The organism is Streptomyces phytophilus, from assembly GCF_013870535.1.
Lineage (GTDB): Bacteria > Actinomycetota > Actinomycetes > Streptomycetales > Streptomycetaceae > Streptomyces > Streptomyces phytophilus.
The window spans coordinates 1-9,875 of record NZ_JACBXC010000107.1 but is presented as its reverse complement, the minus strand read 5'-3'; the positions used below and the strand labels follow the sequence as shown (position 1 = coordinate 9,875).

At 72.9% G+C, this 9,875-nt stretch carries 10 protein-coding genes; all 10 read right to left on the bottom strand.

Going from position 1 to position 9,875, the window contains the following annotated elements; translation table 11 throughout:
• Positions 1-1,574: solute symporter family protein (locus tag H5J30_RS08770; RefSeq protein ID WP_181786680.1), on the bottom strand; the 1,574-nt coding region annotated here is incomplete at its 3' end.
• Complete coding sequence (locus H5J30_RS08765) at positions 1,571-1,906, bottom strand: DUF485 domain-containing protein (RefSeq protein WP_018839528.1); 336 nt, start codon at positions 1,904-1,906, stop codon at positions 1,571-1,573. The genes H5J30_RS08770 and H5J30_RS08765, both read right to left, overlap by 4 nt.
• A gap of 187 nt (positions 1,907-2,093) precedes the next feature.
• Positions 2,094-2,795: an SDR family NAD(P)-dependent oxidoreductase gene (locus H5J30_RS08760; protein WP_181786678.1), complete on the bottom strand. Its 702-nt coding sequence runs from the start codon at positions 2,793-2,795 to the stop codon at positions 2,094-2,096.
• Positions 2,796-2,842: 47 nt separating this feature from the next.
• The gene (locus H5J30_RS08755) at positions 2,843-3,628 is read right to left on the bottom strand and encodes a 2,3-dihydro-2,3-dihydroxybenzoate dehydrogenase (RefSeq protein ID WP_181786676.1); all 786 of its coding nucleotides are present in this window, start codon (positions 3,626-3,628) and stop codon (positions 2,843-2,845) included.
• Between the two features lie 2 nt (positions 3,629-3,630).
• Complete coding sequence (locus tag H5J30_RS08750; RefSeq protein WP_181786674.1) at positions 3,631-4,833, bottom strand: FAD-dependent monooxygenase; 1,203 nt, start codon at positions 4,831-4,833, stop codon at positions 3,631-3,633.
• A gap of 10 nt (positions 4,834-4,843) precedes the next feature.
• The gene (locus H5J30_RS08745; protein ID WP_181786671.1) at positions 4,844-6,163 is read right to left on the bottom strand and encodes a phenylacetate--CoA ligase family protein; all 1,320 of its coding nucleotides are present in this window, start codon (positions 6,161-6,163) and stop codon (positions 4,844-4,846) included.
• Positions 6,160-7,077: an amidohydrolase family protein gene (locus H5J30_RS08740; protein ID WP_258563196.1), complete on the bottom strand. Its 918-nt coding sequence runs from the start codon at positions 7,075-7,077 to the stop codon at positions 6,160-6,162. Before H5J30_RS08740 ends, H5J30_RS08745 begins: the two co-directional genes overlap by 4 nt.
• Positions 7,078-7,088: 11 nt before the next feature.
• The gene (locus H5J30_RS08735; RefSeq protein ID WP_181786669.1) at positions 7,089-8,192 is read right to left on the bottom strand and encodes a 3-dehydroquinate synthase II; all 1,104 of its coding nucleotides are present in this window, start codon (positions 8,190-8,192) and stop codon (positions 7,089-7,091) included.
• 45 nt (positions 8,193-8,237) lie between these two features.
• The gene (locus tag H5J30_RS08730; RefSeq protein ID WP_181786667.1) at positions 8,238-9,062 is read right to left on the bottom strand and encodes a 2-amino-3,7-dideoxy-D-threo-hept-6-ulosonate synthase; all 825 of its coding nucleotides are present in this window, start codon (positions 9,060-9,062) and stop codon (positions 8,238-8,240) included.
• Between the two features lie 16 nt (positions 9,063-9,078).
• Positions 9,079-9,875: ACT domain-containing protein (locus H5J30_RS08725; RefSeq protein WP_181786665.1), on the bottom strand; the 797-nt coding region annotated here is incomplete at its 5' end.

Below are 9,875 nucleotides of genomic sequence, written 5' to 3'. Positions count from 1 at the left end.
ACCTGCATCTCGGCGAAGGCCGCGTCGTCGCGCTCCTTGCTGCTGAGGCTCCCGAGCCAGCCGAGCAGGAAGCCGGCCGGCACGGTGATCAGACCGGGTTCGATGTCGATGAACTTGATGTCGTGGCCGGGGAAGATGGCGTCCTCCGGGCCGGTCACGCCGTTGGAGAAGACCACCAGGAAGAACAGCAGGGCCGTGCCGCCGTAGACGATCCACTTCAGCCCGGCGGTGTTGAACCGGCGCCAGAACAGGGCGTAGACGACGGCCGGGAGGATCGCGGTGCCGGCCAGGTCGATGGAGGTCGGGATGAAGATGTGGGTGCGCACCGGCAGCATCGCGACGCCGACGAGCACGGAGCCGATGCCGATCCGCAGGGTGTTGCGGCGGATGTCCTTCAGCTGGTCGGCCGGGCCCGGCGTGCGGCCGCGTACGACGTTGAGGTCCTTGGTGACGCAGGTGACGGCGTTGATGAGCAGGGCCGCGTAGACGCCGACGATCGTCAGCAGGGCGATCGGCGCGAGCACGCCGACCATCACCTGTCCGCCCAGCTCGTCCACGAGCTTGGGCAGGCTGATGTCGCGGTGGGCCTTGATCACGCCGATCCGCTCGGGGCCGAGCACCGCCACGGAGGCGAAGCCGACGAGGGCCATGCACAGGTAGATGCCGACGACGATCATCGACGCCCAGCCGGCGGAGCGGCGGGCGGCCTTGCCGCCGGTGGTGGCGAAGTTCCGCATGAACAGGAACGGGATGGCGGCGACGCCGACGGCGACGCAGAAGAGCTTGGAGAGGTGGACCAGCCGGTGCTGGCCCTCGCCGAACTCGCGCCCGGGGCCGAGCAGGTCGTAGCCGGCGGGCACGTCCTTGCGGTTGGCCTCGGCCCTGTCGAGGATGTCGAAGATGTTCAGGTTGAACTCCGCCAGCACCAGGAGGGTCAGCACCAGCACCACGGTGAGCGTGAGGATCGCCTTGAACACCAGCAGCCGGGTGACGCCCGTCATGCCGGCCATATACGCGTACATGACGGTGACCAGGCCCACGACGAGGACCGACGCGCCCAGTCCGGCGACGTTGTCCAGGCCGAACCAGCGGTTGAAGATGAAGGCGATCGCCGCGAGGCTGATGATCGTGAACATCCCGTAGATCAGCAGCGTGACGACCGCCGCCGCCTTGCGTGCGCTGCGCTCCTCCGCGCGCATCGCGAAGATGTCGCCGAGGCTGTATCCGCCGAGGTTGCGTATGGGCGAGGCGAAGAGGAGCACGCCGAGCACCATCGACGTGGTGAACGCGGTCAGCAGCATCGCGGCGTCGTAGCCGTTGAGCGCGATATGCCCGGTGATGATGAACAGGGTGGAGTACATGAGCGGCGCGGAGGCCAGCGCGACGGCGTTCTGTACGGGCCCTATCCGCCGGTTCGCGACGAGGAAGTCGTCGGGGGTACGCACGCTGTCGCGTACCGACCTGACGACGAAGTACACGGCGACGGCGACGGCTATCGTCGCCGGTATCGCGATCCCCGGCGCCGCCCAGGTGTTGTCGATGGGCGGCGGCGGGTCGGCGAGGATCGTGCTCATCGCGGCTCTCCTTCCAGTTCCGCCCGGACCTGGTCGGTCAAGGGGTCGAGCCGGTTCGCGGCATAACGCAGATAACTGGCGCAGACCGTCACGACGACGACGAACGTCAGGAACATGAACAACAGGCCGACGTTGACAGGACCGGCTATCTCCTGCCGGAAGAACCCGGGGGCGAAGGCGGCCAGCGACGTCCCGATGAACCACCATCCGAAGAAGAGGACGCTCGCCCGGATGAGAAACGAATTCGTCTTGCGCTGCAGGGTTTTGAACCCGGCGCTGCCGTGTACGGCGACATAGCGGTCGCCGCCCGCCGGCGAGTCCGTCGAACTCATGACACCTCCTTGACAGGGACGTCTGGACGAGGACGTCCGGACGTGGCGGTCACAGTGCAGTCTCGGGTCCCGCGTGCTCGCGCACATGACCCATTCACGCGGTCTTCCGGCGCGGCCGTGGAATTGGCGTGACCGCGCCGGGGATTCACGTGATCGGGGGACTTTCCGAAATACGGGAGAGGCGTCGTCAGATGAGGACGTCGCCGCCGTCGATGTTCAGGTTGACGCCGTTGATCGCGCGGTTCTCCAGCAGGAACGTGAGGGCGTGGGTGCAGTCGCGCATCGTCACCGGCCGCTTGGTGAGCGCCTTTTCCTCCGCGGCGGCGCGCGCGGCCGGCTTGTCGCTCCAGAACGGGGTGTCGGCGACGATGCTCGGGTGCAGGGCGTTGACGCGGATCGGCGACAGCTCGAACGCCAGGGTCCGCACCAGCGCGGCGATGCCGCCGTTGGCGGTGGTCACGGTGGTGGAGCCCGGGTACGGGCGGTGGCTGGCCAGGCCGCCGAGCAGGACGGCGGCGCCGTGGCCGGGCATCTTGGGGGCGAGCGCGTGCAGGACGGCGGTGTAGCCGGTGAGCTTGACGGTCAGCAGCCGGGTGGCGGCGTCGGGGCGGTAGTCGCGCACGGTGTTCTGGTCCCGGTCCAGCGCCGTGAGCACCAGGTGGTCGACGCGCTCGACACCGGCCAGCGCGGCGATGGCGGCCTCGGGGTCCGCCAGGTCGAGCGCGAGCCCGCGGGTGCGGCCGCCGATCTCGTGGGCGGCGGCCTTGGTGCGGTCCTCGTCGCGGCCGGTGACGACGACGTCGCTGCCGCGGTCGGCGCAGGTCTGGGCGAAGTGCCGCCCTATGCCCGACGTGCCGCCTATGACGACGACGTGAGTGCGATCCGACACGGTGGTGTTCCCTTCCTCGGGTCCTCGGGTCCTCGGGGCCGGCGGCGTCATACGTGCAGGGAGGCGCCGCCGTCCACGTACAAGTCGTGCATCGTGACGTGGCCCGCCTGGTCGGACACCAGGTACGCGACGGCCTCGGCGACGTCGCGCGGCTGGGCGAGCTTGTGCAGCGGGATGCCCACCCGGTACTCGGCCGGCATGCCCTCGACGACCTCCCGCAGCTCCGGGTCGTCCTCGTGCATGGCGCGCAGCATGGGGGTGTCCGTCGAGCCGGGCGAGACGACGTTGCACCTGATGCCGTAGTCCGACAGCTCCAGGCCCAGGCAGCGGGTGAACTGGGCGGAGGCGGCCTTGGAGGCGGCGTACGCGGCCATCTCGGTACGAGGCACGCCGGCGGCGTTCGACGCCACGGTGACGATCGCGCCCCGCCCGTGGCGGATCATGCGCCGCGCCACCGCGCGCGAGACGTGGAACACCCCGCCGGCGTTGACCGCGAGGGTCTCGGCCCACTGCCGGTCGCGGAGTTCGACGACGCGGCCGGTGTGCATGACGCCGGCGGCGTTGACGAGGATGCCGACGGGCCCCAGCTCCTCCTCGACGCGCGCGACCGCCGCGTCCACCGCCGCGCTGTCGCACACGTCGAGGACGTAGCCGCGCGCCTGCACGCCCTCGGCCGCCAGCTTGTCGACGACGGTGGCGAGCTTCTCCTCGTTGCGGTCGGCCGCCGCGACGTGCGCGCCGGCCCCGGCCAGGGTCGTGGCCACGGCGGCGCCGATGCCTTGTGCCGCGCCGGTGACCAGGGCGACGGCCGACTCGATTCCGGTCAGTTCCATCATCAGCTCCTGCCGGTCATGGCGACTGCCTGCTCGGCGTCGTAGCCGAACAGCCACTGGTGCCGGTCCAGCCCTGGTTCCGCGAGAGCGCCCGCGTCGCGGCGCCGCTGCGCGGCACCGTCGGCGAGGTGGAAGGTCTCGGAGTTGGCGCGGGACCGGCGCTGGATCCGGGTCGTACGGGGCAGGCGGATCCGCTCGTAGCGGTGCACGGAGGCCCGCACGTCGTCCCGGCCGGCGGCCGGGCCGGCGTCGGCGAGGCAGCGGGCGAGGACGACGGCGTCCTCGATCGCCTGGTTCGCTCCCTGCGCCTGGAACGGGAGCATCGGGTGGGCGGCGTCGCCGATGACGGCCACCCGGCCCCAGCCCAGCCGGTCGATGCTGTCGCGGTCGTGCAGCGCCCATCTGCTGACGCCCTGCGCCGCGTCCAGCAGCCGGACGACGTCCTCGTGCCAGCCCTTGTACGCGGCCCGCAGCCCCTCGGCGTCGCCGCGCGCCGACCACGACTCCACCTCCCAGGCGGCGGCCGGGACGGTGGCGCCGAAGCTGATCTGCCGGCCGCCCGAGACGGGGTAGCACACGCAGTGCTGCTCCGGCCCGAACCACAGCCGCACCCGCGGCTCGTCGAGCAGGTGGGGCACCCGCTCGGCCGGCACGAGGCCGCGGTAGATCGTCTGTCCCGAGTAGCGGGGCCAGTCGGCGACGAACCACTCGCGGACCGCCGAGTGGATGCCGTCCGCGCCCACCACCGCGTCCGCCGCGACCGTCCGCCCGTCGGCCAGGTGCAGCCGCGCCTCCGCCTCGTCCTGCGTGACGGCGACGAGGCGGGCGCCCAGGTGCAGCCGGTCCGGCGGCAGCGCGGACGGCAGCGCGGCGTGCAGGTCGGCGCGGTGCACGGTGTAGTACGGCGCGCCGAAGCGGCGCAGGCACTTGTCGCCCAGCGGGGTGCGCTGGAGCAGCAGGCCGTCGTCCCAGCGCCGCATCTCGATCGCCTCCGGGGCGACCGCGGCGGCGCGCAGCCTGCCGCCGAGGCCCAGGCGGTCGAGGAGCCGGGTCGCGTTGGGCGCCACCTGCACCCCCGCGCCCACTTCGGCAAGTTGCTCCGCCTGCTCGTAGACGTGGCAGTCCGCCCCGCCGCGGCGCAGCGCGGCGGCGAAGGCGAGGCCGGCGATCCCGGCGCCGACGACGGCCACCCTCATCTGCGACATGGCTTCCACCTCAGTAGTAGAGGAGCGCTTTGCTCCAGTTCTCGTCGGGGCCGAACAGGCTGCGCGGCTTGACCACGTCGGGCATGTTCGTGAGCGCGTCGCGCGGGATCAGCGATCCCGGCGGCAGCCCGGTGACGTCGGCGTCGACGCCGAACTCGGCGCGCACGGCGGCCGTGAGCGCCGCCTCCGCGGCCGCGCGGTGCTCCGGGGGCACCTCGATCTCGACGCGCAGCGAGACCACTTCGGCGCGGGCGCGCCAGAAGTACACCCGGTAGGCGTCGGGGAGGGAGAAGACGACCTCCTCCAGCCGGTGCTGGGTGATCTGCGCGTCGCCGACCCGGTGGCCGAAGGCCGCGCGGCCCAGGACGCGGACGGTGGGCAGCTGCCAGCCGCAGTCGCAGTCGTCGTACGAGACCTCGACGTCGTCCTCCAGGTTGTAGCGCAGCAGCGGCATCGCCTCGCGGTACAGCGGGGTGACGACGAGCTGCCCCGCGCCCTCGGCGGCGACGGTCCCGGTCCGCGGGTCGTACACCTCGAACAGCGCCCGGTCGGCCCACAGGTGCATGCGCCCGTGCTCGCACTCCCCGGCGAGGCTGCCGGTCTCCGTGGAGCCGTACTCCTCGATCACCGGCACCCCCCACAGCCTGCTGATCCGCCGGCGGCGGGCGTCCGTCAGCGGCTCGCCGCCGACGAACAGCGCGCGCAGCGCGGGGAAGTCGGCGCCGGGTCGGTGGCCGGCGGCGGTCGCGGCGGCGGCCCAGATGAGGCACTCGGTCGGCACCGACCAGGTGAGGGTGACGTCCAGGTCGTGCAGGGTGCGTACGACGCGGGCGTACGGCATGGCCAGCGACCGGTTGTCGCCGGGCACGACGGTGGCGCCGTGCAGCCGGGCGGCGGCGTGCGCGAGGTGGCCGGTGAGCAGCAGCGCGTACGGGGTGCGCACCAGGAAGACGTCCGCGGCCGAGATGCCGATCCACTTGCGGGCGAAGCGCTCGGCGAGGTCGAGCCAGTCCTCCTGGGTGTAGTACGAGGGCGTGGGCCGGCCGGCGGTGCCGCTCGACTCGTGGTAGGTCGCCAGGCGTTCCTTCGGGACGCCGAGCATGCCGTACGGGTAGTTGTCCCGCAGGTCCTGCTTGGTCGTCAGCGGCAGTCCCCGGAGGTCGGCGGCGGTCGCGGGCAGGGCGGTGGCGGTGGCCAGCCGGGGCCGGTAGAAGGGTGAGCGGGCGGCCCAGGCGACGGTCTGCGGGAGCTGCTTCTCCTGCAGCCCGAGCAGTTCTCCGGGGCTGTTCCACTGGCCGATGTGCGGCAGGCGCGCCGATGTGTCGGTCACGGTTTCTCCTCCCCCAGTAGTCGGTGTGCGTTCTCCCAGGCGATCTGCCGCCACTGCGCGGGCGGGGTGCCGATCGCCGTGAACTTGGCGAGTTCCACGGCCGGGTGCTGGAGCGGGTACTCGGATCCGAAGACGACCCGCGCGGCGCCCAGCCGGTCGATCGCCGCCTCGGCCACGCACGTGTAGCCGCCGGAGGTCTCCAGCGAGATGTTGGGCCGGTCGCGGATCAGGGCGAGGGCGTGGAAGTCGATGTTGCCGATGCCGCTGTGCCCGAGGACGAAGTCCGTCTGCGGGAAGCGGCGGGCCAGGGTGACGAGGTCGGCAACGCCCGCGCCGGGGCGGGCGAGGCAGACGGTGTAGACGGGGTGGCCACTGTCGGCGGCGACCTGAACCAGCGCGCTGACGCGCGGGTCGGTGAGCGCGACGCCGTGCACCGCGGGCGAGACCTCCAGACCGCGGAACTCCGCCGCCCGCTCGCGGTACGCGCCGGGCGGGCGGTGCGGGTTGGCGAACCAGAACGGCACCAGCCGCCCTCCCCCACCGGCTACGCCCCCACCGGCGGGGGTGCCCCCTCCCCCACCGGCTACGCCCTCACTGGCGGGGGTGCCCCCTCCCCCACCGGCTACGCCCTCACTGGCGGGGGTGCCCCCTCCCCCACCGGCTACGCCCTCACTGGCGGGGGTGCCCCCATTGGCGTCCGTGCAGGCTGCCAGGACGGCGTCGTTGTCGGGGTCGGTCTCGACGTGCCCGCCGTCGACGAGCTGGCGGGCGAGCGTGTCGAGGTCGATCGTGCCGCCGGCGCAGACCACCGCGCGCGCCACGCCGCAGCCGTCCAGCGCCGCCAGCAGCCGCGCGGCGGCGCCGGGCCGGGGCGCGAGGCGTACATGGAAGTCCAGCACGGGCTGCGCGGTCATCGCGGCCCCGCTCACTTCTCGATGCAGAACTCGTCGATGGGGTAGCCGACGTGCCGTTGCTCGACGGGCAGGTAGCCGAGCACCTTCGTGCCGGCGGTCAGGTCGGTGACGTTGAGCACCTCGCCGCCGGGTCCGAGGACCCGCACGTGCCAGTCGTCCTGGACGATGAGGTTGACCGTCACCCCGGACGGCGCGATCGCGTCGATCGCGAGCAGCGGCCGGGTCTCGATCTTGACCCGGCCCACGGTGACGACGCGGGACTTGCCCGCGGAGTCGACGGCGAGCACCTTGCCGCCGGAGGACAGCTCGCTGAGGTAGTTGGTGCGGCCCTCGGCGGAGAGCGTGTACGAGTGCAGCGCACCGGCGTTGACGCGGAACGGGCGGGTCGGCATGTACGGCAGCGGGTGGGTCTCGCTGCAGCACAGGATCATGCCGGTGGAGTGCGAGCCGACGAGGATGCCCTCGTCCAGGCGGAAGTTGGTGCAGGTGTCGACGCACGCCCGCTCGCCCATGCCGACCCGGCGGATGCCGGTGACCTCCAGCTCCACCAGCGACAGGTCCGCGGCCTGGGTGACCGCGGCGGCCCTCAGGTCGGTGGCCTCGCCGACGGCGCGGGGCGCGAGCATCACGCCGTCGGAGCCGTGTTCGAGGACGCCGAAGACGATCTCCGCCTCCTCCACGTCGGCGACCCGGGTGACGATGCTGCCCTCGGCCCCGGCCGCGGCGGCGAGCACGATCTCCAGCGGGATCTTGGTGGGGTCGCGGAAGTCCAGCAGGCTCCACCGGTCGTGGCGCGCGGCGCGGCAGGCGTCCTCCAGGCTCTCGGCGTCGGTGATCTCGACGTAGCGGCCGAACTCCACGCCGGCGTGCGCCAGCGCCAGTTCCGCGGGGTCGCCGTGGCGGGCCGGGTCGACGATGACGAGGTCGGCGGGCTCCAGCTTCTCCGGCAGCGGCCGGCCGAGCGGGAAGAGGACCCTCTTCACCGTCGGCGGCAGCGGCTCCAGGTCGGCGGGGTCGGCCGCCACGATGGCGTCGACCCGCTGGTGGACGGCTTCTTCGACGATGGCCTCCTTGGCCCCGTCGGCGGCACGGATGTCGAGCCAGCACAGCTTCACGGATCTCTCCTCAGAGCAGGACGTCGGCGGGGATCGGGCGGGGCGTCAGGTGGTGAGGGCGAGGCGGTTGTCGACGCCGGTACGGCCCGGCTCGTGGCCGGGTGCGTGCACGAGGCGGGCGATCGACGCGGCCATCCGCCCGGGCTTCTCGGCCTGGAAGACGTTGCGCCCCATCGCCACCCCGGCGGCGCCGCCGCGCAGCGCGTCGGAGACGAACGACAGGACGGCGTCGGAGTCGGCCGCGCGCGGGCCGCCGGCCACGATCACGGGGATCGGGCAGGCCCGTACGACGTCGGCCATCTCCTCGGGCGTGCCGGCGTAGTCGGTCTTGACGACGTCGGCGCCGAGGTCGGCGGCGAGCAGCGCGGCGTGCGCGACGAGTTCGGGCGCGTGCGAGTCGGGGATCTCCGGGCCGCGCGCGTAGACCATGGCCAGCAGCGGTACGTTCCAGCGGTCGCACTCCCCCGCCACGGCGGCCAGGTCGGCGACCTGCCGGGCCTCCTGGCGGGAGCCGAGGTTGACGTGCACGCTGACGGCGTCGGCGCCCGCCCGCAGCGCCTCCTCGACGTGCGCCACCAGGTACTTGGCGTCCGGGTCCGGGGCGTGCCGGGTGCTCGCGTTCAGATGGAGGATCAGCGACATGCCGCCGAACCAGCCGTGGTCGAGGTGGCGCAGCGTGCCCTTGTGCAGCACGACGGCGTCGACGCCGGTGCCGGCCAGCTCGCCCAGCAGCGCGTCCAGCTCGCCGGTGCGCAGCGGCCCGTCGGTGACCGAGTGGTCGAGGGGGACGACGAGCAGGCGCCCGTCGCCCTGCCGGAAGAGGCGTCGCAGGCGCAGCCCGCGGCCGAACGAAGCGTTGAGTACAGCCACTTGTGTCCTGCCTCTCTCAAACGGTGGCGGAGCGGCCGGGTGCCGCGGCGCCCTCCGGCGGCGGTCCGCCGAGGTCGAACTCGCGGTGCAGGGTCTCGACGGCGTCGACGGTGCGCTCCCGCGGCACGATCACGGACAGCCGCGTCTGGGAGGTGGAGATCCAGCTCGTCGGGATCCCGGCGGCGGCCAGCGCGGCCATCAGCCGGGCCGCGTACTCGGGACGGCTGAGCAGGCCCATCCCGACCACGGAGACCTTGCCGGCGTCCGTGTCGAAGTGCACGCCGCCGCCGAAGGAGGCGGCGACCACGTGCAGCGCGTCGCGTACCCGGTCGGCCTCGCTGCGGCGGATGGTGAAGCCCATGCGGAACTCGTTCTCGTACGGTCCGGACCTCGCCACCAGGTCCACCACGGTCCCCCGGGCGGCGAGCACCTCGAACACGTCGGGCGCCAGGTCGCGCCGGCTGTCCCGGCAGTGCACGAGCACCCGGGCGACGTCGGTGTCGTGGGTGACCGCGACGACCGCCCGCCGGGTCTCCAGCGGGCGGTCGTCCTGCCGCTCGGCGACCGTCGTCCCGGGCGCCTGCGACGACACGTTCCTCACGCGCACTTCGACCCCTTCCATGGCGGCCAGCTCGATGCAGCGGGTGTGCAGGACACGGGCGCCCGCGAACGCCATCTCCGCCATCACCACGGGGTCGACCCACGGCAGGCAGCGGGCGGCGGGCAGCACGCGGGGGTCGGCGCTGAACACGCCGTCCACGTCGGTGTAGATCTCGCAGGTCGCCGCGCGCAGCCGGGCCGCGAGCGCCACGG

Coding starts and splice junctions, on each gene's coding strand:
- H5J30_RS08740 (WP_258563196.1), bottom strand. CDS start 7,077: ATGACCGCGCAGCCCGTGCTGGACTTCCATGTACGCCTCGCGCCCCGG.
- H5J30_RS08750 (WP_181786674.1), bottom strand. CDS start 4,833: ATGTCGCAGATGAGGGTGGCCGTCGTCGGCGCCGGGATCGCCGGCCTC.
- H5J30_RS08755 (WP_181786676.1), bottom strand. CDS start 3,628: ATGGAACTGACCGGAATCGAGTCGGCCGTCGCCCTGGTCACCGGCGCG.
- H5J30_RS08765 (WP_018839528.1), bottom strand. CDS start 1,906: ATGAGTTCGACGGACTCGCCGGCGGGCGGCGACCGCTATGTCGCCGTA.